This window comes from Mesorhizobium sp. Pch-S (assembly GCF_004136315.1).
In the GTDB taxonomy this organism is placed as follows: Bacteria; Pseudomonadota; Alphaproteobacteria; order Rhizobiales; family Rhizobiaceae; genus Mesorhizobium.
Window position 1 is genome coordinate 119,598 of record NZ_CP029562.1, and the last position, 23,419, is coordinate 143,016.

The 23,419-nt window shown below is 60.6% G+C and carries 22 protein-coding genes, 1 tRNA gene and 1 pseudogene; 15 read left to right on the forward strand and 9 right to left on the reverse strand.

Features of this window, described 5'->3' with window-relative positions:
• Positions 1-185 precede the first annotated feature (185 nt).
• Positions 186-276 (reverse strand) — tRNA-Ser (locus C1M53_RS00590).
• A 416-nt stretch (positions 277-692) separates the two neighbouring features.
• On the opposite strand from C1M53_RS00590, the gene C1M53_RS00595 reads away from it, so the two are divergent.
• Positions 693-1,844, forward strand: coding sequence for a porin (locus C1M53_RS00595; protein WP_129410461.1), 1,152 nt, complete (start codon positions 693-695; stop codon positions 1,842-1,844).
• Between the two features lie 209 nt (positions 1,845-2,053).
• Positions 2,054-3,166, forward strand: coding sequence for a pyridoxal phosphate-dependent aminotransferase (locus C1M53_RS00600; protein WP_129410462.1), 1,113 nt, complete (start codon positions 2,054-2,056; stop codon positions 3,164-3,166).
• Between the two features lie 41 nt (positions 3,167-3,207).
• Here the strand turns inward: C1M53_RS00600 and C1M53_RS00605 are convergent, their stop codons facing one another.
• Entirely contained in the window at positions 3,208-3,792 is a 585-nt protein-coding gene (locus C1M53_RS00605) for a histidine phosphatase family protein (protein WP_129410463.1), read from the reverse strand.
• 222 nt (positions 3,793-4,014) lie between these two features.
• Here C1M53_RS00605 and C1M53_RS00610 point away from each other — a divergent pair, with 222 nt between their 5' ends.
• From C1M53_RS00610 to C1M53_RS00640, 7 genes and pseudogenes are all read left to right on the forward strand, one after another.
• Positions 4,015-4,974: a sterol desaturase family protein gene (locus C1M53_RS00610; RefSeq protein WP_129410464.1), complete on the forward strand. Its 960-nt coding sequence runs from the start codon at positions 4,015-4,017 to the stop codon at positions 4,972-4,974.
• A gap of 153 nt (positions 4,975-5,127) precedes the next feature.
• Positions 5,128-5,760 carry a TetR/AcrR family transcriptional regulator gene (locus C1M53_RS00615; RefSeq protein ID WP_129410465.1) on the forward strand — a complete coding sequence of 211 codons (633 nt, stop codon included), beginning with the start codon at positions 5,128-5,130 and terminating at the stop codon, positions 5,758-5,760.
• On the forward strand, positions 5,741-6,904 hold the full coding sequence (locus C1M53_RS00620; RefSeq protein WP_129410466.1) for an isovaleryl-CoA dehydrogenase: 1,164 nt from the start codon (positions 5,741-5,743) through the stop codon (positions 6,902-6,904). Before C1M53_RS00615 ends, C1M53_RS00620 begins: the two co-directional genes overlap by 20 nt.
• 92 nt (positions 6,905-6,996) lie before the next feature.
• Positions 6,997-8,604: a carboxyl transferase domain-containing protein gene (locus C1M53_RS00625; protein ID WP_129410467.1), complete on the forward strand. Its 1,608-nt coding sequence runs from the start codon at positions 6,997-6,999 to the stop codon at positions 8,602-8,604.
• Between the two features lie 149 nt (positions 8,605-8,753).
• Entirely contained in the window at positions 8,754-9,110 is a 357-nt protein-coding gene (locus tag C1M53_RS00630; protein ID WP_245488384.1) for a hypothetical protein, read from the forward strand.
• A gap of 132 nt (positions 9,111-9,242) precedes the next feature.
• The gene (locus C1M53_RS00635; RefSeq protein WP_129410468.1) at positions 9,243-9,650 is read left to right on the forward strand and encodes a VOC family protein; all 408 of its coding nucleotides are present in this window, start codon (positions 9,243-9,245) and stop codon (positions 9,648-9,650) included.
• 172 nt (positions 9,651-9,822) lie between these two features.
• Positions 9,823-11,774, forward strand: a pseudogene (locus C1M53_RS00640) (acetyl/propionyl/methylcrotonyl-CoA carboxylase subunit alpha).
• A 79-nt stretch (positions 11,775-11,853) separates the two neighbouring features.
• On the opposite strand, the gene C1M53_RS00645 reads toward C1M53_RS00640, so the two are convergent.
• The 3 genes from C1M53_RS00645 to C1M53_RS00655 form a co-directional block, all read right to left on the reverse strand.
• Positions 11,854-12,993 carry an ABC transporter substrate-binding protein gene (locus tag C1M53_RS00645; RefSeq protein WP_129415960.1) on the reverse strand — a complete coding sequence of 380 codons (1,140 nt, stop codon included), beginning with the start codon at positions 12,991-12,993 and terminating at the stop codon, positions 11,854-11,856.
• A 219-nt stretch (positions 12,994-13,212) separates the two neighbouring features.
• Positions 13,213-14,337 carry an ABC transporter substrate-binding protein gene (locus tag C1M53_RS00650; protein ID WP_245488387.1) on the reverse strand — a complete coding sequence of 375 codons (1,125 nt, stop codon included), beginning with the start codon at positions 14,335-14,337 and terminating at the stop codon, positions 13,213-13,215.
• Positions 14,338-14,616: 279 nt separating this feature from the next.
• Positions 14,617-14,883 (reverse strand): sel1 repeat family protein, encoded by a 267-nt coding sequence (locus C1M53_RS00655; protein WP_129410469.1) that lies wholly within the window; start codon positions 14,881-14,883, stop codon positions 14,617-14,619.
• Between the two features lie 450 nt (positions 14,884-15,333).
• Between C1M53_RS00655 and C1M53_RS00660 the strand changes: the two genes are divergently transcribed.
• The 4 genes from C1M53_RS00660 (at position 15,334) to C1M53_RS00670 (ending at position 17,873) form a co-directional block, all read left to right on the forward strand.
• Positions 15,334-15,675, forward strand: coding sequence for a DUF2147 domain-containing protein (locus C1M53_RS00660; protein WP_129410470.1), 342 nt, complete (start codon positions 15,334-15,336; stop codon positions 15,673-15,675).
• Positions 15,676-15,914: 239 nt separating this feature from the next.
• Positions 15,915-16,064 carry a hypothetical protein gene (locus tag C1M53_RS31560; protein ID WP_165357996.1) on the forward strand — a complete coding sequence of 50 codons (150 nt, stop codon included), beginning with the start codon at positions 15,915-15,917 and terminating at the stop codon, positions 16,062-16,064.
• 16 nt (positions 16,065-16,080) lie between these two features.
• Positions 16,081-16,275 (forward strand): hypothetical protein, encoded by a 195-nt coding sequence (locus C1M53_RS00665; protein WP_129410471.1) that lies wholly within the window; start codon positions 16,081-16,083, stop codon positions 16,273-16,275.
• Positions 16,276-16,370: 95 nt separating this feature from the next.
• Complete coding sequence (locus tag C1M53_RS00670; protein ID WP_129410472.1) at positions 16,371-17,873, forward strand: AMP nucleosidase; 1,503 nt, start codon at positions 16,371-16,373, stop codon at positions 17,871-17,873.
• A 22-nt stretch (positions 17,874-17,895) separates the two neighbouring features.
• Here C1M53_RS00670 and C1M53_RS00675 read toward each other — a convergent pair whose 3' ends face one another.
• The 3 genes from C1M53_RS00675 to C1M53_RS00685 form a co-directional block, all read right to left on the reverse strand.
• Positions 17,896-18,498 (reverse strand): DUF922 domain-containing protein, encoded by a 603-nt coding sequence (locus C1M53_RS00675; protein WP_129410473.1) that lies wholly within the window; start codon positions 18,496-18,498, stop codon positions 17,896-17,898.
• Between the two features lie 90 nt (positions 18,499-18,588).
• Positions 18,589-19,188 (reverse strand): DUF922 domain-containing protein, encoded by a 600-nt coding sequence (locus C1M53_RS00680; protein WP_129410474.1) that lies wholly within the window; start codon positions 19,186-19,188, stop codon positions 18,589-18,591.
• Positions 19,189-19,352: 164 nt separating this feature from the next.
• Entirely contained in the window at positions 19,353-21,032 is a 1,680-nt protein-coding gene (locus C1M53_RS00685; protein ID WP_129410475.1) for an electron transfer flavoprotein-ubiquinone oxidoreductase, read from the reverse strand.
• A gap of 225 nt (positions 21,033-21,257) precedes the next feature.
• Here C1M53_RS00685 and C1M53_RS00690 point away from each other — a divergent pair, with 225 nt between their 5' ends.
• Both C1M53_RS00690 and C1M53_RS00695 read left to right on the forward strand, forming a co-directional pair.
• Entirely contained in the window at positions 21,258-21,902 is a 645-nt protein-coding gene (locus C1M53_RS00690) for a hypothetical protein (protein WP_165358010.1), read from the forward strand.
• An 80-nt stretch (positions 21,903-21,982) separates the two neighbouring features.
• Entirely contained in the window at positions 21,983-22,855 is an 873-nt protein-coding gene (locus tag C1M53_RS00695; protein ID WP_129410476.1) for a uracil-DNA glycosylase, read from the forward strand.
• Positions 22,856-22,917: 62 nt separating this feature from the next.
• Here the strand turns inward: C1M53_RS00695 and C1M53_RS00700 are convergent, their stop codons facing one another.
• Positions 22,918-23,307, reverse strand: a complete 390-nt coding sequence (locus C1M53_RS00700; RefSeq protein ID WP_129410477.1) for a hypothetical protein — start codon at positions 23,305-23,307, stop codon at positions 22,918-22,920.
• Positions 23,308-23,419 lie beyond the last annotated feature (112 nt).

Genomic DNA, 23,419 nt, shown 5'->3' on the forward strand with positions numbered 1-23,419 from the left:
AATCGAACATATTCGCGAAAGGATTCGCGCCCCGAATGCCTCAAAGTGCTGTTATTGTTCATCTTTCTGGAGAACGGCGGCTACGCCGCGATGGGAGCCACGCTCTTCGCGATGCAAAAATAGCCGTCGCGAAACGCCGGAGCTGCCCGTTTGAGGCGGTTAAAAACACGGGAAGGGTGAGGAACTGGCGGAGAGGATGGGATTCGAACCCACGAGACCCTTTTGAGGTCTACTCCCTTAGCAGGGGAGCGCCTTCGACCACTCGGCCACCTCTCCGTTGCGGCGCTGGATAAAGAAAAGGGCCGGCACAATCAATAAGCCAGCGCATATGACCCCATAAAAAAGACAGCGAGAGATAAAGAAGTCTGTTCCCAGGTCGGTATTGCACCGTGATTCTGCGCAGAATGGGCCAAAAGGCTGCGTTGCAAGGGCCGGTTGGAACCACATGGTTAACGAGAGCTTTCGACCATGGGCAAAATCGTGTCATTTGTGCAACAACGCTATCCGATAGCACCCGGGCATCGCTTTTGCCGGTACGTTCCTTGTTGAACCGGACAGCCCGATGGGTAATGTCGACATCGAAGAAGCGGCGCGCAGCGCATCTTTTTCAGTAAGGGGATGGGGCAGGGAACGCTGTCCTTCAGCAAAAAATACCCAGACCCGTTTTTAAACTTTTGACTGGAGGTCAGAAAATGAACATTAAGAGCCTTCTCCTCGGCTCGGCTGCGGCACTGCTCGCAGTTTCCGGTGCGCGCGCCGCCGACGCAGTCGTCGTCGCCGAGCCGGAACCCGCTGAATACGTCAAGATCTGCGACGTCTACGGCGCTGGCTACTTCTACATCCCAGGCACCGAGACCTGCCTGCGCATCGGCGGTTACATCCGTTACGACGCCGGCTTCGGTGACGTTGGTTCCTTCGACGGTGCTCGCACCACCGATCGTCTGAATCCTAGCAAGGAACAGGATACCTGGTCGAAGAAGGGCCGTTTTGCTCTCAAGACCTGGACCGGTCAGGAAACCGAACTCGGCACCCTGAAGACCTACACCGAGACCCGCTTCAACTTCGGCAATGGCCAGGGTGGCAGCGCTACCAACAGCTTCTCGCTGAACTTCGCCTGGATCCAGCTCGGTGGCCTGCGCGTCGGTAAGGACGAATCGGCTTACGACACCTTCTCGGGCTACGCCGGCAACGTGATCCAGGATACCCTGGTTCCTTACGGTGAGTTCGACACCAACCTGATCAGCTACACCTTCGATGCCGGCAATGGCTTCTCGGCGATCGTCTCGCTTGAACAGGGTTCGGGTGGCTACAACACCTTCGTCAAGGACGGCGCTGGCAACTGGGTTGCCGCTACGACCAACAACACAATCGACAGCTACGTTCCGAACGTCGTTGGCGGCGTGAAGTACACCGCTGGCTGGGGTGGCATCACCGGCGTCGTCGCCTACGATTCGTCGTGGGAAGAGTGGGCCGGCAAGGTTCGCCTGGACGTGAACGCAACCGACCAGATCTCGCTGTTCGTCATGGGCGGCTACGGCACCGACGACAATGTCGCTCGCAGCTTCTACAAGCCATGGGGCGGCAACTGGGCCATCTGGGGCGGCGGCACCTACAAGTTCAACGAGAAGACCTCTTTGAACGCGCAGGTTTCGTATGATGACGCCAGCACCCTCGGTGTGGCTGTCAACGTTGCTCACCAGCTGGTTCCGGGCTTCACCGTCACGGCCGAAGTTGACTACGTCAACGAAGGTGACTACGGCAAAGCCAACTACATGGGCGGCTGGACCGGCGCTACGGACAAGAGCAGCCTCGGCGGCCTGATCCGCTTCCAGCGCGACTTCTAAGAGAAAGTCTCTTCCGACTTTCAAGAACCCGGCGGGCAACCGCCGGGTTTTTTGTTTGTGAAACGACGGCAAGAGAGATTCTGCCAGCCACAGAATCGGAGGGCACGTGAAAGGCTGATCCAGACGCCGTCGCACGGAAGCAATCTCAATGCTTGCGCGGGCCGGCACCTCGCTGTAGCCAGAACCGGAATACAATCCGGGTTTCGTCCATGCCAAAACTCCCACCGCTTTCGCCCATCGTCGCAGCGCTGCCGGCCACGGTGCCGTTCGTCGGTCCCGAGGCGCAGGAGCGCGATCGCGGCAGGCCGTTCCGTGCACGTCTCGGTGCCAATGAGAGCAGCTTCGGCCCCTCTCCTCGCGTGGTCGAGCGCATGCAGGCCATCGCCGGCGACATGTGGATGTATTGCGACCCGGACAACCACGACCTCAGGCAGGCGGCCGCCGTGCATCTCGGCATCTCGGCCGACAATGTCGTGGTCGGAGAAGGCATTGACGGCCTGCTCGGCCTGCTCGCCCGCATGTATGCCGGACCGAACGATCCGGTGGTGACCTCGCTCGGCGCCTATCCGACCTTCAATTTCCATGTCGCAGGCACTGGCGGACGGCTGGTGACGGTGCCTTATGAGAACGACCGCGAGAACCTCGATGGCCTGCTCGCCGCCGTAAAACGCGAGAACGCGCCGCTGGTCTATCTCTCCAATCCCGACAATCCGATGGGAAGCTGGTGGGAAGCGGACGACATCAACGGGTTCATGGAAGCCTTGCCGGAAACGACAATGCTGGTGCTGGACGAAGCCTATGGCGAACTCGGACCGACCTCGGCCTCGCCATCGGTCGATGTGACGCGGCCGAATCTTATTCGCATGCGAACTTTCTCCAAGGCCTATGGGCTGGCGGGCATCCGGCTGGGTTATGCCTTTGGTGAAAGGCAGGTGATCAGCGACTTCGAGAAGATCCGCAACCACTATGGCGTGAGCCGCATGGCACAGGAGGCCGGCGTCGCGGCGCTGGCCGATCAACCATGGCTGCAGAACGTCGTGACCAAGGTCGATGCGGGGCGCCAGCGAATCGCGACAATTGCTCGCGACAACGGGCTTGTTCCCCTGCCCTCGGCAACCAATTTCGTTACCGTCGACTGTGGTGGCGATGGCGCTTTTGCAGGAAAGATCCTGCAAGCGCTGCTGTCGCGCGACGTTTTCATCCGCAAACCGATGGCAGCGGGACTGGATCGCTGCATCCGCATCAGCGTGGGGCTCGACCACGAGCTCGACATTCTGGCCGAAGAATTGCCTGGTGCCGTGGCCGCAGCCAGGGGCAACTGAGCCACTGTCCTGGCAACCGGCCGACAATCAGGCGGCGCAAATTAGCGACGTTGAGCCTTAAGCGCTGTCACCCCGCTTGCCCGCAGTTGCCAGCGGATGCCGTCGCTGCGGAAATCGGCGAGGCTAAGGGGTTCGACATCGATGAACCGGAAGCCAGTGAGCGGCGCCTTCAGGACATGCAGGATCGCCGCCCGGATCACGGCCGGATGTGTGACAGCGATCGTATGGCCAGGTTCCGCCTTCTGCTCGTCGAACAGAGCGCCTATGCGAGCGGCAACGCTCTTGAAATTCTCACCATCCGGCGGTGTCGTGCCAGGATCTACTAGCCAGGCGCTTGCCGCTTCCGGCTGGGTACGCTGGACGTCCTCGAAAGCCCTGCCTGCCCAGGCGCCGAACTCCTGATCCTTCAACGCAGGCACATCTGCTGCCTGCAAGCCTAAGGCGTCAGCTGTCTGGCGGGCGCGAAGCGCAGGGCTTGTCCAGATACGTGTTGCCGTATCCAGCTTTTCAGCCAGCGCGGGAATACCGGCAAGCGCCCTGTCTTCGAGTGGTTCGTCGGCAGGAAAGAAGCCGCGCCGGCTGGTTGCGGTCAACCCGCAGCAGATCATGGTGAGACGGACAAGCATGCGGAATCGCGACCCTCGTGTGCCAGAGAAGCTAGCACGGACACAGATCAGCGCCGCAGGATGAATGCGAGCTGCAAAAAGCTGCACAAGCATCGACGGGTCGATGATGAACTAGCCAGGCGCCGCTGAAATTTTCGTCGCCGAATCGCAATAGAATGCAACGTTGACGCAATCTCTCGGGCATAGTGCGCCTGCAGCGACAGACTGGACCGGAAAGACTGAATGCAGGCGTTTCGCTTCAACCGTGAAAGCGTGCCCTATAGGGCTTTGTCGGTCAGCCTCTGGCCGCTGATTTTTGCCGCAAGCATGACCGGAAGCCATTTCGCATTCGAAAGTAGCCACCCCATTTTCTGGTTCAACGTCGTCTACCTGGCGACCATTGCTGTGATCGCCTTGTTCGAGCGCATCATGCCTTATGAACGAAGCTGGCTGGAACCTGATGGCGAGACCTTCAACAATGTCGCGCACACGCTGGTCACCAAAGGCCTGACCCAGATCGCGGCAGCTGTGACAACCTCCTTTCCAATGCTGTTCGCAACAGTCGCGCAGCCCGCGCTGCAGCATTCCCATGCATTCTGGCCGAGCGAAGCGCCGATGGTCGTGCAGGCGATTCTCGGCCTGGTCATCGCCGAGTTCGGTCTCTATTTCGCGCATCGTCTCAGCCATGAGCGCCTGCTGCTCTGGCGCTTCCATGCCCTGCATCACAGCGTCGAGCGGCTCTGGGTGCTCAACACCGGGCGTTTCCACTTCGTCGATTCGCTGATCAAGATGCTGCTCGGCCAGTTGCCGCTTTATCTGCTCGGCGCGCCGCTGCCGGTGTTTCTCTGGCTCGGCGCGGCGTCAGTGTTCATCGGACTTTTGACCCATTGCAACATCGATATGCGCACCGGCCTGCTCGACCGGATCTTCACCACGCCGTGCATCCATCGTTGGCACCATTCGCGCGACCTGCGCGAAGGCAACACCAACTATTGCGAAAACATCGTCATCTGGGATCAGGTGTTCGGTACCTATCACAATCCCGCACGCCCCTCCTCGACCGACATCGGCATCAGCGGAACGATCGACAGAAGTTTCTTCGATCAGATCATACAGCCCTTTTCCAAAGCCGGTGTACGACGCATCCTCGGCAGGCCGCCACGGAAAACAAGTCGGGACGAATCCGAGCGCCAGGAAACCTAGACCGGCTGTGACGCCTGCCAGTGTCACGGCGGTCTCAGGCACCATCCGCTGGACCATTGACATTTTCTTTCGTCGAACCCTCGTGAATTGAAACCTTCCGCACTTGAATTAATTGAACGTTCGTTTTATTCCTATCTTCGCGGAGAGAGGACAATGGCCAGAACGACAGGTTCGGACGGCGAACGGACGGAAGCGGCGATCCGCGACGCGGCGCTGCTGCTGATCGCGCGTCATGGCTACGAGGCGGTTTCAATGCGCCAGCTGGCTGCGGAAGTGGGCGTGCAGGCTGCCGCGCTTTATCGCTATTTCCCGACCAAGGAAGACCTGCTCTACACACTGATGCAGGATCATATGGCGGGACTGCTGGCGGCGTGGCAGGTCGCTCGCCCTGACACAGCCAGCCCGGCGGTGCGTCTCGCGGCTTATGTCGAAAACCATATTGCCTTCCACATCGAGCGCCGATCATCGACGCATGTCTCCAACATGGAACTACGCAGCCTCGCACCGGAGCGGCTGACCCATATCCTGAAGCTCCGCACGGCCTATGAGAAGGAACTACGCTCAATCCTGCGCGACGGCGCCGAAGCTGGTGTCTTCGCTGTTGACGACATTGGCCTCACTGCCATGGCGCTGATCCAGATGATGACTGGCGTCATCGTCTGGTACCGGCCCGGCGAGCGCCTGTCGATCGGCGGCGTCACTGAAACTTATCTGTCCATGACCATGCGCCTTGTCGGGGCGCCACAGCCTGCTGGGGAGCAAAGGCATGTACACGAACACGCTTAATTTCGGGCTCGGCGAGGATATCGAAGCGTTGCGCGATCTCACCCGCCGCTTCGCCCAGGACAAGATCGCGCCGCTGGCAGCGGAAATCGACGCCAGCAATGAATTTCCACCGCATCTGTGGCCCGAACTCGGCGCGCTTGGCCTGCTCGGCATGACAGCCGATCCCGATTATGGCGGCTCGGGCATGGGCTATCTGGCGCATGTGGTGGCGATGGAGGAGATCAGCCGTGCGTCGGCTTCTGTCGGCCTTTCCTATGGCGCGCATTCCAATCTTTGCGTCAACCAGATCAACCGCTGGGCGACGCCGGCGCAGAAGGAAAAATACCTGCCCCAGCTCTGTTCGGGCGAACATGTCGGCGCACTCGCCATGTCGGAACCCGGCGCCGGCTCGGACGTGGTATCGCTGCGTCTGCGCGCTGAAAAGAAAAATGACCGTTATGTCCTGAACGGCACCAAGATGTGGATCACCAACGGTCCCGATGCCGAGACCATGGTGGTCTATGCAAAGACCGACCCGGAGCGGCATTCGCGCGGCATCACCGCCTTCATCATCGAGCGCAGCTTCAAGGGCTTTTCGGTGGCGCAGAAGCTCGACAAGCTCGGCATGCGCGGCTCCAACACCGGCGAACTGGTGTTCGAAGATGTCGAAGTACCGTTCGAAAACGTGCTTCACGAAGAAGGACGCGGCGTCGAGGTGCTGATGTCCGGCCTCGACTATGAGCGCACCGTCCTTGCAGGAGGCCCGCTCGGCATCATGGCCGCGTGCATGGACGTCGCCCTGCCCTATGTGCATGAGCGCAAGCAGTTCGGACAGCCGATTGGCACCTTCCAGCTCGTCCAGGGCAAGCTGGCCGACATGTATACGACGATGAATGCCTGCCGCGCTTATGTCTACGCGGTGGCTGCCGCCTGCGATCGCAAGGAGACCACGCGCAAGGACGCCGCCGGCTGTATCCTGTTTGCCGCGGAGAAAGCGACCTTGATGGCGCTGGATGCCATCCAGTTGCTCGGCGGCAATGGCTATATCAACGACTATTCGACCGGCAGACTGCTGCGCGACGCCAAGCTCTATGAGATCGGCGCCGGCACCAGCGAGATTCGCCGCTGGCTGATCGGTCGCGAAATGATGGCAGAAGCGATCTAAGGTGGAACCCCGCGCGACATTTCCCGCCGTGCTGGACATCTTTCATGCCAAGGCAGCAATGGATGCCACCTGTCAGCGCCTGAGGAGGAAACATGCCGGTCATTAAGTCTTCCATCTCCACCTCCTCAGAGGGCTTCCGCGCCAATGCGGAGCGCATGCGCGCGCTGGTCTCAGACATTTCGGACAAGGCAGTCTTGGTGCAGCGTGGCGGCTCCGAGGAAGCTCGTGCTCGCCACACTGCACGCGGCAAGCTGCTACCGCGCGATCGATTGGCGCAATTGCTGGATACGGGCTCGCCCTTTCTCGAGATCGGCCAGTTCGCGGCGTGGGATATGTATGACGACGCGATTTCCGCAGCCGGCATGATCGCCGGCATCGGCCGTGTCGAGGGCCGTGAGGTCATGGTGGTGGTGAACGACGCCACCGTCAAAGGTGGCACCTACTATCCGCTGACAGTCAAGAAGCATCTGCGCGCACAGGAGATCGCGCTGCAGAACAGGCTGCCCTGCGTCTATCTGGTCGATTCCGGTGGCGCCAACCTGCCCAACCAGGACGAGGTCTTTCCCGACCGCGAGCATTTCGGCCGCATCTTCTACAACCAGGCCAATATGAGCGCGGCAGGCATTCCGCAGATCGCCTGCGTGATGGGCTCATGTACGGCGGGCGGCGCCTATGTGCCGGCGATGGCGGACGAATCGATCATGGTGCGCAAGCATGCCACCATTTTCCTCGGCGGCCCGCCATTGGTTAAGGCGGCGACCGGCGAGGACGTCAGCGCCGAAGAGCTTGGCGGTGCCGACCTGCACACACGCGAAAGCGGCGTTGCCGACCACTACGCCATGGACGACGAGCACGCGCTGGCGATTTGCCGCCGCATCGTGCGCAATCTCAACCGCAGGAAGCAGATCGGGCTCGACCTGCGTTCACCTTTGGCGCCACTCCATGATCCGCGCGAGATCCACGGCATCGTGCCTGCGGACCTGCGCCAGCCCTATGATATACGTGAAGTGATCGCGCGCATCGTCGACGGCTCGGAGCTCGACGAATTCAAGCAGAACTACGGAACAACACTGGTCACCGGGTTTGCCCACATTCACGGCATGCCCGTCGGCATCATCGCCAACAATGGCGTGCTGTTTTCCGAAAGTGCCGTGAAAGGCGCGCATTTCATCGAACTGTGCTGCCAACGCAGGATCCCGCTGGTGTTCCTGCAGAACATCACCGGCTTCATGGTCGGCAAGAAATACGAAGCTGGAGGCATCGCCAAGGACGGTGCCAAGCTGGTGACCGCGGTCGCAACCGCACAGGTGCCGAAGGTGACGATGATCATCGGCGGCTCATTCGGCGCCGGCAATTACGGCATGTGCGGCCGCGCCTACTCGCCCCGCTTCCTGTGGATGTGGCCGAACGCGCGCATTTCGGTAATGGGCGGCGAGCAGGCGGCGATGGTGCTGGCGCTGGTGCGGCGCGAGAACATCGAGCGCAAGGGCGGCGCGTGGTCAGCTGCTGAAGAGGCGGAATTCAAACGCCCGACGCTGGAGAAATATGAACGCGAGGGCCACCCGCTCTATTCTTCCGCCCGCCTGTGGGATGACGGCATCATCGACCCGGCAAGATCGCGCGAGGTGCTGGCGCTGTCGTTGTCGGCTGCGCTGAATGCGCCGATCGAAGATACGAAGTTCGGCGTATTCAGGATGTGATGCCGTGGGTTTTTCTTACGCCACATTGAGGCACACCCGAATCAGCGGCTGGCTCAAAGAATTCAGTTGGCCGCGGCCAAGAATCTCCTCTACCCACTGGCGTGTTCTGCTTTGGGCATATGGGGGTAAAATTGCGACATCTTCGTTCCTTGAATATATCCATTCTTGCTGGCGTGATTCTTGCGGCGATTTCAAACACAGCAGGCGCGGAGCCTCTGGCAGGCAGTCAGGGCGACAAGCGTTTCCCGCCGACGTTGCCGGACAGTCCGAAAGATCCCTGCACCAAGGCCTGGAAGGCCTATGTGGCGGCCGGCGGTCACTCGGCCTACGCGATCACGCCCTATTCGCGGGTGAGGGATATTTTCGTCATCTGCGGCAGTTCGCTCAACGCAAAGACGCAGGCCGCCGCGGAAGAAAAAGCGATGGCAAGCTGCGTACGGACCCGCGACAGCTACAAGGGCAAGATCAACATCGGTGGCGTCTGCGAGATCGCCGCTTCGAAGTAGGTCGCGCCTGCTCCAGCCACAACGCGGCGTCGCAGACTCGATCGGAATGTCGGCCGCACCAGGCATGGGGTGGCCGGCACGGTCTTCTTCCGACACATTGTTTCCTCCAGTAGCCAACCATCGGAGGAGAGCATGCAATTCCACCGCGGCCGCCTGATCGACCATATTCACCTTCGGGCAGCTGACCTGGAGGTGACCAGACGCTTCTATCGCGCCGTGCTCGCCGCCATCGGCCGTGCCGATTCCATTTATGAAGGCGACAGCTTTTTCTCCGCCGACGAATTGTGGATCGACACTGCAAACGGGCCAACATCGCGTGTGCACCTCGCTTTCCAGGTGCCCGATCGCGAGACAGTGGCGAAATTTTACGAGGCGGGGCTTGCCGCAGGCGGCAAGGACAATGGCGAGCCAGGTGAGCGCAATTATCATCCCGGCTACTATGCCGCCTTCCTGTTCGATCCGGACGGCAACAACATCGAAGCGGTCTTCCATGGCCCCTCCGAGCGTTCCGCGCCTTCTGTCGTGATCACGCCGGAATAGATGCAAGCGGAAGCAGGATGCCCAGGACAGGTTTCGTCGAAACGGATTTCGCAAGGGTCAGCTTGGTGCAATCGCACGCCGGCGCGCCCCGCGAAAACCACGAGAATTCAATTCGTTGCTGGTGGAGTTCGCGAAGAGCGATTGAGCCGTCTTTTCGCCGATGGAGGCCCCAATGTTCTCAAAGATCCTGATTGCCAACCGCGGTGAAATTGCGTGCCGTGTCATCCGCACGGCGCGCCGGCTGGGCGTGACCACCGTTGCGGTCTATTCGGATGCGGATGCCGCCTCGCTGCATGTCGCTATGGCCGACGAAGCCGTGCATATCGGTGCCTCTCCGGTTGGCGAAAGCTATCTGAGGGGAGATCGCATCATTGCCGCGGCAAAGCAGACAGGAGCCGAGGCCATCCATCCCGGCTACGGTTTCCTTTCGGAAAATCCGGATTTTGTGGATCAGGTCATCGCCGCCGGCCTGGTCTTCATCGGCCCGTCGGCCGATTCCATCCGCGCTATGGGCCTCAAGGACGCTGCCAAGCGGCTTATGGAAAAAGCCGGTGTGCCGGTAGTGCCCGGCTATCACGGTGAGGCGCAGGACATTGTGCTGCTTGCCGGCAAGGCCCGCGAGATCGGCTATCCCGTGCTGATCAAGGCGCGTGCCGGCGGTGGCGGCAAGGGCATGCGTCGCGTCGACAACCCTGACGATTTCTCGGAGGCTCTCTCCGGGGCCCGCCGCGAGGCCAAGGCAGCCTTCGGTGACGACCGCGTGCTGGTCGAGAAATATGTCGACAAGCCACGCCATATCGAGGTGCAGGTGTTCGGGGACAATTTCGGCAACGCCGTGCATCTTTACGAGCGCGACTGCTCCGCACAGCGCCGCCACCAGAAGGTCATCGAGGAGGCCCCCGCTCCGGATATGACTCCGGCCCTGCGCAAGGCGATGACCGAGGCAGCGGTAAAGGCCGCCAGGGCAATCAAATACTCGGGTGCCGGCACCATCGAATTCATCGTCGACGCATCGGAAGGGCTCAAGGCCGATCGCTTCTGGTTCATGGAAATGAACACGCGTCTGCAGGTGGAGCATCCGGTCACCGAGATGATCACCGGCGTTGATCTGGTCGAGTGGCAGTTGCGTGTCGCCTCGGGCGAGAAACTGCCCAGGACGCAGGACCAGATCACCCTTTCCGGCCATGCCTTCGAGGCGAGGCTCTATGCGGAGGACGCCTCGAAAGGCTTCCTGCCCGCCATCGGCACGCTGCACCATCTGCGTTTCCCCGGGCAGGCACCGGCCGAGGCCACCATGCGCATCGAAACGGGCGTCCGCGAGGGCGATGCCATTTCGCCTTATTACGATCCGATGATCGCCAAGCTTGTCGTGCATGGAAATGACCGCACGGCCGCACTTTCTGCGCTGGAAACCGCGTTGGCGGGAACGGAAATCGCGGGCTCGGTCACCAACACGGCGTTTCTGGCGGCGCTGGCTGCAGACCCGGATTTTGCCACGGGCGACGTGGACACGGGACTGATCGGCCGCAAGCAGGAAAGACTGACCACCATTCCTGCCCCCGGCGACGAGATCATCGCCACGGCGGCACTCGCAGCCGCCGATGTTGCGGAGAATCGCGATCCGTCGGACCCGTGGTCATCGCTTGTCGGCTACGCCCATTTCCACGCGGGTGCCCGAAACATCGCGCTCAAGGCGGGCGAGAGCACCATCACGGCCCGGATCACCGCACGCACCGACGGTGGCTTCGACGTCGCCACCGACAATGGCATCCATTCGCTGCGTGCTGGTGCGGCAAGCGATTGGCACGCTGGCCGGAGCACGTCACCGTCTTCTCTGGTGCGACCGGTTACAATTTCGGCGTTCCGAACCCGCTCGCCAGGGCAGACGATGCCGGTGCAGGCGCGGGCAACCTGCGCGCGCCGATGCCCGGCCTGGTCAAGGTGGTGCGCTCGGGACCCGGCGAGACCGTGGTCAAGGGACAACCGCTGCTGATCCTCGAGGCCATGAAGATGGAACACACGATCGCGGCGCCGCATGATGGCACCATCGCGGAGATCGCCGCCGAGGGCGCGCAGGTGACCGACGGCACCGTACTTGTGAAATTTGTCGAGGCAGACGCCTGAGCGATGATATCGAACGCCTCCAAAAAAGAATGGCCGGGACAAGCCCGGCCATTCTTTTTTGGAAATCGATCTTACGAGATCAGTCCAGCTTGATCGGCGCGTATTTGCCGTCGTGCCACTGGTTGATGTCGAACTTCGGATCCTTGATGTCACCCTTCTCGTCCAGCGTGATTTCACCAACCACGGTGGCGATCGGCTTGCCGTCCTTCAGGGCCGCAGCCACCTTGGCCGGATCGTCGGAACCGGCACGCTCGACGCCCTGGGCGATTGCCTGGATAACGCCGTAGGAGAACAGGGTGAAGCCTTCCGGCGAGAAGCCGCCGGCCTTGATCTTTTCGACAGCTTCCTTGGCCTCAGGCTTGGCCTGCGGGTCGGACGGGAACACGAACATCGTGCCTTCGCCAGCCGGGCCGGCGATCTGCCAGAACTCCGGATTGGAAAGGCTGTCGGGCATGATCAGCTGGAAATCAAAGTTCTGTTCCTTGGCCTGACGTTTGATCAGACCACCTTCCGGGTGATAACCGCCGAAATAGACGACATCGGCCTTCAGTTCCTTCAGCTTGGTGACCAGCGCCGAATAGTCCTTCTCACCGGCGTTGATGCCTTCGTAGGCGATTTCCTTGAGGCCACCCTCATTCATGGTCTTCTTCACCGCATCCGCCGCGCCCTGGCCGTAAGCGCTCTTGTCATGCAGCAGCACGACATTCTTGCCGGCGTATTTCTTGGCGATCCACGGACCGACGAAATTACCGCCGGCATCGTCACGGATGTAGAGGCGCAGGATCGTCGGCCAGCCCTTCTTGAAGGCAGCTTCCGTCAGTTCCGGGTTGGACGAAGCCGGCGTGATCATGACGATGCCATTCTCGGCATAGATGGCCGACGCCGGAATGGTGGAACCCGAACAGGCATGACCGTCGACGAACTTGATACCCGCGGCCGCAATGCGGTTGGCGACCGAAACGGCCTGCTTGGGATCGCAGGCGTCGTCTTCGACGACGATCTTGATCTTCTTGCCGCCAATGCCACCCTTCTCGTTGATCGCTGCGGCAGCGGCATTGGCGCCCTGCTTGAACTGATCGCCGATCGGAGCGAGCTGACCGGTCATCGGACCGACCACCGCGATGGAAATATCTTCGGCGTATGCCGCCGAGGCGCTGAGCACCGTGGCAAACACGGCTGCGCCCAGGAATTTTGCTGATTTCAACTCGAACCCTCCCATTGCTTTGCGCAAGCCCTCCCGGCTGCGCTTGCGTGCAATGGGCGCAAAAATTTGCTGTTCGTCAAGCCCATGCGGGCTGCATTGCATGTGTCCGGTTAATGCAATGATCAATTCCTGTGATTGGTGTCAGAACCGGTGCCAGTGTTGCCACAGCATCGAAAATAAGAATGGCCGGGATTATCCCGGCCACTCTTCTGTTCAGCAGGAACCTGCCATGGATCAATCCTGTTTGATCGGCGCGTATTTGCCGTCATGCCACTGGTTGATATCGTATTTGGCGTTCTTCAGGTCACCTTTCTCATCGAAGACGACCTCTCCCACGACGGTACTGATCGGCTTGCCGTCCTTCAGTGCTGCAGCGACCTTGGCCGGATCATCGCTGCCGGCGCGTTTGACACCTTCGGCGATCGCCTGGATCGTGGCGTAGGAGAACAGCGTGAAGCCCTCCGGAGCGAAACCCTTGCCCTTGATCTTCTCGATGGCTTCCTTGGCTTCCGGCCGCGCCTGCGGATCCGACGGGAACACGAACATCGTGCCTTCGCCGGCCGGGCCTGCCACCTGCCAGAATTCAGGGCTGGCGATGGAATCCGGCATGATGAGCTGGAACTTGAGACCCTGCTCTGCCGCCTGCCGCATGATCAGCCCGCCTTCCGGGTGGTAGCCGCCGAAGTAGACGACGTCAGCCTTGAGGTCCTTCAGCTTGGTGACGAGCGCCGAATAATCCTTCTCGCCGGCGTTGATGCCTTCGTAGAGGACATCCTTGAGACCGGCATCGTTCATCGTCTTCTTCACCGCGTCGGCGACGCCCTGGCCGTATGCGCTCTTGTCGTGCAGGACGACAACATTCTTGCCGGCATACTTCCTGGCGATCCAGGGGCCGATGAAAGCGCCCTGTGCATCATCACGGGTATAAAGACGCATGATGGTCGACCAGCCCTTCTTGGCCGCGTCGTCGGTCATCAGCGGGTTCGAGGAGGCCGGGCTCATCATCAACGCGCCGGCTTCAGCGTAGACAGCGGAAGCCGGAATGCTCGAGCCCGAGCATGCGTGGCCATCAATGAACCTGACGCCGTTGCCGACGATCCGGTTGGCGACCGAAACCGCCTGCTTAGGATCGCACTGGTCATCTTCGATATCCAGCTTGATCTGCCGCCCGCCGACACCGCCAGCAGCGTTGATCGCCTCGGCGGCGGCTTGCGCGCCTTGCTTGAACTGATCGCCGATCGTGGCGAGCTGCCCCGTCATCGGCCCCACAACCGCGATGGAAATGTCTTCGGCGTAAGCCGCTGAGGTGCTCAACGCTGTCAGCAACAGCGCTGCGCCCAGGAATTTTGTTGTTTTCACTCTAACTCTCCCATTTTGCGCTCCCCTTTGTCGCGCACGATCGAGAATGGGTGAAAAAAACCGTCGTTCGTCAAGCCCGGCCGAACACCGTCGTTCGTCAAGCCCGGCCGAACAAAGCGAAAACCGCGCCGGTCTTGTCACGACCGGTCGCGGTTTTCTCGCAATTCCCCCGAGCACAGCTTCTTGGAGGAAGTCTTCCCTGTTGCCTGGTCGATCCGACTAACCGGTCGCCTTTGTGTTCGCCGTTGGAGCGGCGTCGTCATGTCTTTCAGATGGAAATCAATGCGTGGTCATCCACTCGCGGGCATCGCGCAGCGCTTGTGCAATCTCGCCCTTGGACATTGCCGACGAGAGTTCCGAGCGCCATTCGGCGGCGCGCAGTGACCCCTTGATGGCCGCAATGTTGAACCATTTGTGAGCGGCAATGACGTCGGTCTCACAATCACGACCGGTCGCATACATCACGCCAAGTTCGAAGAGAATGTCGGCCTGCGCGGTCGCGCCCATCGTGCCGACCCCAGCTTCAAGCATTTCGAAACGTGCCATTTGAAATCCCCTTGTCTGACCCTGTTGCTCCTGAAAGCCGCCGTCCGTTTCTTGGTGTGGACGTGCGCTCTTCCGATGCTTCGAAGGATGCCGGGGACGCTTGAATCCGTCGTTAAATGGCTTGCTTAATTTGAGGAAAACAAAGCTAAAACAAGAAGTAAACGTGAGAAACCGTTAAGGATAGGAAGGGCGCGATCGCTGGGTTTCCATTCAAATTCGATGAAAATTCGCGACTGCGAAAACAAGGTTTCGCTAACCACGGCGAAGCTTCCATTTTAGTAAGAAATCAAAAACGCGCATTTCCAACGTCTTGCGGAGGTCAAAGAAAAGCAGCTTTCCTTCCCCAGCGGCACGGCTTTTGTTTTACCGGGGACTGGATTAGCTTACCTGAGCGTAAGGGATGGAGAGGCTGGACCCGGCGTCCAGTTGAAGCGCAAAGGAAGGAACTCGATGTTTCGCAAAGTCAGCCTGGCACTCGCTGCCACATTGATCATGTCGGGTGTGGCGCTCGCCGACCCGATCGAAGGCAACTGGAAGACCGCATCCGGCGCGACTGCCGCGATCTCGGGCGGCGGTTCGTTCTCGATCACGCTGAAGACCGGCAAGCACGCCGGCAAGACCATCGGATCGTTCAAGGCCGCCGGCGAGGGCAAATATTCCGGCACGATCACGGATCCGGACACCGACAAGACTTATAACGGCAAGGCTTCGCTATCCGGCAGTTCGCTGAAGATGAGCGGTTGCGTGCTGGGCGGGCTGATCTGCAAGAGCCAGACCTGGACCAAGCTGTAACCGGACAGCCGGTAACGACGTCAACGGCAAGGCGTTTCCGCCACGCGGGAACGCCTTTTCTTATGGTCCCGGCTTCTTGCAGCCCCGACAAGGCAAGCTCTTCTCTCCCCCCCGGAAGGGAGACATGTCGGACCGTCTCAATTTCCCGTCAATCATTTTGAACCCCGGATGAACGGCAACCTCAGAAGGGGTTCAGCCGCGTTGATGCATTCTCTCCAGCATTGAAGGAGAGGACCCAGATGCTCGCGCGCCGCTTTACCATCGTCTGCCTGCTGACGGCGCTGTTCGGCATGGGTTTTGCGATCCTCGTTGCAGAGAATGCACGGCTGGACCACGGCTGGAACCAGGCCGGCCTGCGATGCGGCACAACCTGCTCCAGTTCATTTTGATCGAGACGAAAACGCCATGACCTCGTTTGCGCAAAACGCCATCGCCATCCTGAAGCTTCTGCCCCGTGCGACGCTGATCCTGATGTTGCTTGCAGCACCGGTTCTGGCGGTACCGACGATGCGGGCCGATGCCGCTTCGACCATCGAAGCGCCGGCACTCAAGAAGAAGGGACTTGGGCTGGTTCTTCTGGTGAGCCTGCAGCGCGCCTGAGTTCAGCGATTTGCGAACGCATCTGGAAAAGCAAATAGCGAACCGCCTGAGGAACCACCCCTCCCAACTGTCATTTTCCATCTCTATAATGGGTCATGGAAAAGCGAATCTACCCACAAGCAATCGAAACCGTGGTCATGCCGGAGCCCTACGCCCGGCAATCCTTTGACGATGCGGGCAAGGCCGTCGCGGCGTTGCGTGCACTGTATGAACGCAACACCAAGTTCCTGCGTGATTCCTTCTCGGCACTGGCTGCCGGCGGGGACAATGACAAACGCTACCGCGCCTTCTATCCCGAGGTGAGCGTCGTCACCAATTCCTTCACCCAGGTGGACTCGCGACAGGCCTACGGTCACATGCCGACACCTGGCCAGTTCTCGACCACGGTCACAAGGCCGGACCTTTTCCAAAGCTACCTGACCGAGCAGTTGCGGCTGATCATGCGCAACCATGGTGTTCCGGTCATCGTTTCGGAATCGGAGACGCCGATCCCTGTACATTTCGCGTTCCTTGAAGGGACCTATGTCGACAGCGCCGCGGCCGAGCGCATTCGCCGGCCGATCCGCGACCTGTTCGACGTGCCGGATCTCGACGGCACCGATGACCAGATCGCCAACGGCACCTTCGAAGTGGCGCTGGGCGATCCACGACCGCTGGCACCGTTCACCGCCCAGCGCATCGACTATTCCCTGCATCGGCTTACCCACTATACGGCGACGAGCCCGCAGCATTTCCAGAACTTCGTGCTGTTCACCAACTACCAGTTCTACATCGACGAATTCTGCGCGATGGCACGGGATCTGATGGCGAAGGGCGGTGAAGGCTATACCGAGTTCGTCGAACCGGGCAACGTCGTGACGAAACCGGGAGCCACGACGCCCAGTGAAGGAATTGCACCGCCACGCCTGCCGCAGATGCCCGCCTATCATCTGAAGCGTGGCGATCATGGCGGCATCACCATGATCAACATCGGCGTCGGCCCCTCCAATGCCAAGACGATCACCGACCATGTCGCGGTGCTGCGCCCGCACGCCTGGCTCATGCTTGGCCACTGCGCTGGCCTGCGCAACACGCAGGCGCTGGGCGACTACGTGCTGGCACATGCCTATGTGCGTGAGGACCACGTGCTGGACGACGACCTGCCGGTATGGGTGCCGGTGCCGGCGCTGGCCGAAGTCCAGGTGGCGCTCGAAGAGGCGGTCGCCGAAGTGACGGGGCTTTCGGGTTACGATCTCAAGCGGGTGATGCGCACCGGCACGGTCGCCACCATCGACAACCGCAACTGGGAACTGCGCGATCAGCGCGGCCCGGTGCAGCGGCTGTCGCAGTCACGCGCGATCGCGCTCGACATGGAATCGGCAACGATTGCGGCCAACGGTTTCCGTTTCCGTGTGCCTTACGGGACATTGCTGTGTGTTTCCGACAAGCCGCTACACGGCGAACTGAAGCTGCCCGGCATGGCCACCGAGTTCTACAAGCGGCAGGTGTCTCAGCATCTCACCATCGGCATCCGTGCGATGCAGAAGCTGGCTGAAATGCCCATGGAACGGTTGCACTCGCGCAAGCTGCGTTCGTTCTCGGAAACCGCGTTCCAGTAACAGCCGGCTCCCGCTGGGGGTGCTAATCACCATTCACCAGCTCGAGAATGAGCCGCTGGATGGCTCCGCCGCCTCCCATCTCGACGCGGTCGAAGTCGCGGCTCTGCTGGCGCTGCGCGATAGAGGCCTCGGAAAGCGGTTTCTGGATTTCCTGGCGAATCTTCTGGCAACCGGGGTCGTTGGGCACCGATACTCCGATGGTCGTCCGTTCGATCTGCGCCAGCATCGCCTTGATGTGGTCGCCATGCACCTTCTCATGGCGACGAAGACCGTCGATGAAGATATCCCAGCGTTTCTGCACCGCAGGCGGCAACGGGTTTGCAGGCTTGGGCAGCGTATAGGTAATGATGAGCGTCGGTGTTGCCGACTTCAGCGTGCAGCCACCGTTTTCGGGGACGTAGTTTCGTCGCCAGGTGAGCTTGAAGAAAGTGTGCGCGATAACACGGCCACCGCTTCTTCCAACTTCCGGCCCGTTCCGGCCGATCGATGCGTAGAGTTCAGCACCGGTGGTGCCGGTTATAGCGTAGGGCTTTTCCTGCTCGATGGTCTTGGCGATGGCGGAGGTTGCCACCATAAGCGCTGCCACACACGCTGACAGGAGGCCAAGCCCGGTCTTCGAAGTCATTCTGTCCTGCCATGATGCCATTTTCGCGCGCACCATAGATGCCGAACCGGCGACGATCAAAGCGGAATTGAAATTGTCGGCTGCAGGATGTCAGCGCTCGCGCACAAGCCTGGCGACCAGGGCCTCGACCCGGCCGCCTCGACGATGCTCACGCTGGTCGAAGGCGACCTGCTTTGCCTCATACTCTTCGTAGATCGCATCGACGCGCCGCTGCGCCTCACGCTGCGTCTTGATGCAATGCGGATCGTTGGCCACAGCAAGATCAGCGATGGCGCGTTCGCCCGCAGCAATCCCCTGCCTGGCGATGCGGCCATGTGTCTGCTCATGCGCGCGCACGCCAGCGAAGAAACGCTGCCACCGCTTGCGCAAGGCAGGTGACATCGGCGTCGTCACATTCGGATACATATAGGTCATGTCCAGCGTGGCGCTGGCGGCCCTGACCTGGCAGACGTCGGCCTTGGCCTTGAGATCGAAATTCCAGTCGACCGTGTAGGAGGTCTGGGCAATGGCCCGTGTCAGAAAGCCGTGCTTGGGACCGCTCTTGTCCATGGCGTCGATCAGCGCCTGGCCGCTTTCACCGGCGATATCATAGGTGCGTATGTGGGTGATGACCTTCGAGCCGGCGGTCGCTACGCCCGGCGCGCCTATCGCCGCCAGGAGAGCAAGACTGCAGAAAATAGACCGGCCCATCTGATATCCTCCCGCGCTCGCCCATTTTATCACTGTTGGGGTGCGAGCACAGGAGCATAAACGCTACCATACGGTCAAATTAAGGCTCTTAGGATCCTTTTGGCGCCTTAGAGCACGGCCGTCCGCCAGCCGTGCAAAAAACGCTCCGATGCGCGGTCCTGAAACTACATGTTCTGGTAGACCGGGCCCTCTCCACCCTGCGGCGGCACCCAGTTGATATTCTGGTTCGGGTCCTTGATGTCGCACGTCTTGCAGTGCACGCAATTCTGCGCGTTGATGACGAAACGCACGTCCTTGGCCGACGGATCTGCCGCGGCGTTGCCGTCAGCGTCCACCCATTCGTAGACACCGGCCGGGCAATAACGCGTCGACGGGCCAGCGAAGACGTCGTGCTCCGAACTCACCTGCAGCGCGGCATCCTTGACCAGGAGATGAACCGGCTGGTCCTCCTCATGATTGGTACCGGACAGGAAGACCGACGACAGGCGATCGAAGGTCAGCACACCATCGGGCTTCGGATAGGCGATCTTCTGGTGCTTCGAGGCCGGCTCAAGTGACGCCGCATCGGTCTTGCCGTGCTTCAGCGTGCCGAAGGGCGAGAAGCCGAACAGCGTGTTCAGCCACATGTCGAGCGCACCAAGGCCAACACCGGCAAGTGTTCCGAAGCGCGACCACAGTGGCTTGACGTTGCGTACCTTCTTCAGGTCCCTGCCGATATCGCTGTCGCGCCAGGCTTCCTCGTAGGAGACAAGTTCGTCATTGGCACGGCCGGCGGCAATCGCCTCCACCGCGTGCTCTGCTGCGAGCATGCCGGACAGGACGGCATTGTGGGAGCCTTTGATGCGCGGCACGTTGACGAGACCCGCAGCGCAGCCCATCAGAACACCGCCAGGGAACGACATCTTCGGCACGGACTGGTAACCGCCCTCGGTGATGGCACGGGCACCATAGCCGAGACGCTTGGCGCCTGCGAAGGTCGGCGCGATGGCCGGATGTGTCTTGAAGCGCTGGAATTCCTCAAAGGGCGACAGATACGGGTTCTTGTAGTTCAGGTGGACGACGAAACCGACCGCCACCTGGTTGTCCTCGAGGTGATAGAGGAAGGAACCACCACCGGTCTTCATGTCGAGCGGCCAGCCGAAGGAATGCTGGACAAGACCAGGCTTGTGGTTCTCCGGCTTGACCTGCCAGAGTTCCTTGAGGCCAATGCCGAACTTGGCCGGCTCGCGGCCAGCGTCGAGCTGATATTTGGCAATGAGCTGCTTGGAGAGCGAGCCGCGTGCGCCCTCCCCGATCAGCACGTACTTGCCCATCAGCGCCATGCCTGGCGCGAAGTTCGGCCCGTGCGTGCCGTCCTTCTCCACGCCCATGTCGCCGGTATAGACACCGGTGACCGCACCTTCTTCGTTGTAGAGAAGGCCGGCCGCGGCAAAGCCGGGATAGATTTCAACGCCCAGCGCCTCGGCCTTGCCGGCCAGCCAGCGGCAGACATTGCCGAGCGAGACGATGTAGTTGCCGTGATTGTTCATCAGCGGCGGCATGAGAATGTTCGGCAACCGGAAGGAGCCAGCCGGCCCGAGCAAAAGGAAATGGTCCGCGGTAACTGGCGTCTTGAAGGGATGATCTCCTTCTTCGCGCCAGCCGGGAAGGAGGCGGTCGATGCCGATCGGATCGACGACCGCGCCGGAGAGAATGTGCGCACCCGCTTCACCGCCCTTTTCGAGCACCACGACGGAAAGATCGGGATTGAGCTGCTTCAGCCGGATCGCTGCGGCGAGGCCTGCCGGCCCGGCTCCGACGATCACCACGTCGAATTCCATGCTCTCGCGTTCGATCTCGCTCATAGGTCCCTCCGCACTGGCTTGCCGTTCCGGCATATTGCTGGCTCATGCGCTCCATAGCGCATCATTCCGCGACGCGAAACCGGCATGGAACGACGGCATCGCATTGACAACAGACGAAGCCGCCACGTTCTCCAGAATATTTTACGTTCACGTAAACGTCAATTGTAGGATGTGCCCGAAAACGGACGCTTTTCGAGACACCAGTTATCGGTCATAGTCCTGTTCATGCGCATTCATGGGCCAGCCGGCTTAGCAACATCGCGCCTCCGTTCCGCCTCGGGCCTGTTGTGGCCGGCGGCCATCCTCGGCTTTCTCCTGTTAGTCTCTCCGGGCCAGGCTCAAAAGAAACAAAAGGTTTGGGAAAGCGGAGCTTATTCCTTTTCCGACGAGCTCGGTGGTTTCCGCATCAGGGGTGTCTCCGGCAAGGGCACGCGCGCGGATCCGATTGTCATTGACGAGGAATTCAGCTCCGCAACGCCGGTGACGCTGACGATCCGCACCATCAAGCCGATCCAGCCCTTCGACAGCACGGGCGACTATGCCAGCGGCATCATCTATATGCGCATCAACGTGCTCAACAGCAGCGGCCATGCCTGGGTGGAATTCCAGTTCGAACTGCAGGAGATTCTCGACCAGCCAAGCGTGTTCGGCGACGGCCTCTCCTTCGATCAGCGCAACAAGACACCGGAAAACATAGGGTCATCGAACTTTGCGACCTTCGACCGCAATTTCGAACCCTACGACCGGTTGCTGTTCACCAAGGGCAAGGTCGATCCGCTGGAAACAGCGGAGTTCGAATTCCTGATCACCGATTACACGCCGCGCTGGACCTTCTATCTGATGCAGGATCCGCGTATTCCATCGAGCTAGCGTGCTTTCGGGCCGAAGATCACCGAAGCATTGGCGCCTCCAGGCTTGAAAATCCTGCGCCATCGGAAGATGGTGCGGCGATGAATGCCCCCTCACCCCAAAACCAGCCGGCGCTGCACGAACTGCTGGCCTTCTATCTGGAGGCTGGTGTCGACGAAGCGTTGACCGAAGAGCCGGTAGACCGCTTTGCCGAGATGGCGCAGATACGAAGCGCGTCGGCTTCAACCTCGGCTCCCGGACCATCCTCGGATCGACGTCCTCAAACCGGCGGCGCTTTTGCAGAAAGCAGTTCCACCAATCCGGCGACTGCCCAGCGTGCTCCATTTACCGCTGCGGTGCCGGACGAGGCTCAGGTGCAACTCGCGCGCCAGCTTGCGAGTCAAGCCTCCAACCTGGACGAGTTGCGCGAAGCGATGGCTGGCTTCGACGGCTGCAACCTGAAATTCACCGCCAAGAATCTCGTCTTCGCCGACGGCAGTCCAGACGCCTCACTGATGCTGGTCGGCGAAGCGCCGGGCCGCGACGAGGATCTCGAAGGGTTGCCTTTCGTCGGCCGCTCCGGTCGGCTGCTCGACCGGATGCTGGCAGCGATCGGCCTCGACCGCAAATCTGCCTACATCGCCAACGTCATCCCGTGGCGGCCACCGGGAAACCGTACGCCTACCCCGCACGAGACCGAAATCTGCCGGCCGTTCATCGAGCGGCAGATTGAGCTCGTCAATCCGAAGGTCCTGGTCAATCTCGGCGGACCTTCAGCAAAAACCCTGCTCAACACCACCGAGGGTATTCTGAGATTGCGCGGCAACTGGCGTGCGCATACGACAGCCAGCGGCATCGCGATACCGGCGATGCCGACATTGCACCCCGCCTATCTGCTGCGCACGCCTGCACACAAGCGGCTGGCCTGGCGCGATTTCGTCGAAGTGAAAATGAAACTGCGCTCACTCTCGTGAAAGCAAAATCTGCCCGGACAACAGCGAGCCGGGCAGAAAGGTCCTTCTGTCAAAGGTATTCCTCAGACAGCCACGCGGCGCAGGCCGACATATTGCAGTTCGGCAAACAGCGCCACTGCAATTGCCTGCGCGCTGACGAAGGCAATGCCGAGCAGGTTCGGCGCGATGAAACCGGATACCAGCAGGCCGAAACTGGCGATCACCCACGCCGCGTTGATCGCGATGATCTCGAGCAGCATGCCACGCGATACCGCCTGTCGGCGTGAAACCGCGAGCACCATCAGCACGAATGGCACCAGAGCGGCGCCCGACCAGAACAAAAGGCTCTGAGGAATTTCCAGCAACGGGCTCAGCATGTGGGCGCCACCAAGCAGGATAATGGCAGCAGCGCCACTGACGAGTGCATCCAGCAGCAGCACATTGCGGAGGAACGGGGAAACGGAAATCTGCATGATCTTTCTCCAGGTTCGTGATGCTGCGGACCGTCCGGCATCTGATGGACAGAGATTGTCAGCCCGGTTCAGCCACCGCGATTACGCGCCAGGTAATGGAAATGACTTTTCT

What these genes read in the sequence shown, in the direction of transcription:
- C1M53_RS00595 (WP_129410461.1), top strand. Translation starts at nt 693, where the DNA reads ATGAACATTAAGAGCCTTCTCCTCGGCTCGGCTGCGGCACTGCTCGCA.
- C1M53_RS00600 (WP_129410462.1), top strand. Translation starts at nt 2,054, where the DNA reads ATGCCAAAACTCCCACCGCTTTCGCCCATCGTCGCAGCGCTGCCGGCC.
- C1M53_RS00605 (WP_129410463.1), bottom strand. Translation starts at nt 3,792, where the DNA reads ATGCTTGTCCGTCTCACCATGATCTGCTGCGGGTTGACCGCAACCAGC.
- C1M53_RS00610 (WP_129410464.1), top strand. Translation starts at nt 4,015, where the DNA reads ATGCAGGCGTTTCGCTTCAACCGTGAAAGCGTGCCCTATAGGGCTTTG.
- C1M53_RS00615 (WP_129410465.1), top strand. Translation starts at nt 5,128, where the DNA reads ATGGCCAGAACGACAGGTTCGGACGGCGAACGGACGGAAGCGGCGATC.
- C1M53_RS00620 (WP_129410466.1), top strand. Translation starts at nt 5,741, where the DNA reads ATGTACACGAACACGCTTAATTTCGGGCTCGGCGAGGATATCGAAGCG.
- C1M53_RS00625 (WP_129410467.1), top strand. Translation starts at nt 6,997, where the DNA reads ATGCCGGTCATTAAGTCTTCCATCTCCACCTCCTCAGAGGGCTTCCGC.
- C1M53_RS00635 (WP_129410468.1), top strand. Translation starts at nt 9,243, where the DNA reads ATGCAATTCCACCGCGGCCGCCTGATCGACCATATTCACCTTCGGGCA.
- C1M53_RS00645 (WP_129415960.1), bottom strand. Translation starts at nt 12,993, where the DNA reads ATGGGAGGGTTCGAGTTGAAATCAGCAAAATTCCTGGGCGCAGCCGTG.
- C1M53_RS00655 (WP_129410469.1), bottom strand. Translation starts at nt 14,883, where the DNA reads ATGGCACGTTTCGAAATGCTTGAAGCTGGGGTCGGCACGATGGGCGCG.
- C1M53_RS00660 (WP_129410470.1), top strand. Translation starts at nt 15,334, where the DNA reads ATGTTTCGCAAAGTCAGCCTGGCACTCGCTGCCACATTGATCATGTCG.
- C1M53_RS31560 (WP_165357996.1), top strand. Translation starts at nt 15,915, where the DNA reads ATGCTCGCGCGCCGCTTTACCATCGTCTGCCTGCTGACGGCGCTGTTC.
- C1M53_RS00665 (WP_129410471.1), top strand. Translation starts at nt 16,081, where the DNA reads ATGACCTCGTTTGCGCAAAACGCCATCGCCATCCTGAAGCTTCTGCCC.
- C1M53_RS00670 (WP_129410472.1), top strand. Translation starts at nt 16,371, where the DNA reads ATGGAAAAGCGAATCTACCCACAAGCAATCGAAACCGTGGTCATGCCG.
- C1M53_RS00675 (WP_129410473.1), bottom strand. Translation starts at nt 18,498, where the DNA reads ATGACTTCGAAGACCGGGCTTGGCCTCCTGTCAGCGTGTGTGGCAGCG.
- C1M53_RS00680 (WP_129410474.1), bottom strand. Translation starts at nt 19,188, where the DNA reads ATGGGCCGGTCTATTTTCTGCAGTCTTGCTCTCCTGGCGGCGATAGGC.
- C1M53_RS00685 (WP_129410475.1), bottom strand. Translation starts at nt 21,032, where the DNA reads ATGAGCGAGATCGAACGCGAGAGCATGGAATTCGACGTGGTGATCGTC.
- C1M53_RS00690 (WP_165358010.1), top strand. Translation starts at nt 21,258, where the DNA reads ATGCGCATTCATGGGCCAGCCGGCTTAGCAACATCGCGCCTCCGTTCC.
- C1M53_RS00695 (WP_129410476.1), top strand. Translation starts at nt 21,983, where the DNA reads ATGAATGCCCCCTCACCCCAAAACCAGCCGGCGCTGCACGAACTGCTG.
- C1M53_RS00700 (WP_129410477.1), bottom strand. Translation starts at nt 23,307, where the DNA reads ATGCAGATTTCCGTTTCCCCGTTCCTCCGCAATGTGCTGCTGCTGGAT.